The sequence below is a fragment of the Tolypothrix sp. VBCCA 56010 genome, from assembly GCF_050875635.1.
Classification (GTDB): Bacteria; Cyanobacteriota; Cyanobacteriia; order Cyanobacteriales; family Nostocaceae; genus Hassallia.
In genome coordinates, this window is record NZ_JBPAOH010000618.1 from 1 (window position 1) to 201 (window position 201).

The window sequence follows — 201 nt, forward strand, 5'->3', positions numbered from 1 at the left end:
ATATCCTGAGGCTTCTGGCTTTTCACAAGCTATTGCTATGATCTGAGTAACCTGCTCGGCACTAAACTTTACTGGTGCACCCTCTCGCGGTTGATCCCAAAGTACTTCCTCTATCATTAATAGCAGTTCAAAGTCACTCACTCCACTAACTTCTGCGGCTGTCAGTCGCGGCAACTCGCCTAACCAACGACTACGCCATTG

1 protein-coding gene is annotated in these 201 nt (G+C 48.3%); it reads right to left on the reverse strand.

Features of this window, described 5'->3' with window-relative positions; all coding sequences use genetic code 11:
- Positions 1–201, reverse strand: a 201-nt coding sequence (locus AABK37_RS42530; RefSeq protein ID WP_432557343.1) for a helix-turn-helix domain-containing protein, incomplete at both ends; no start/stop codon positions are given.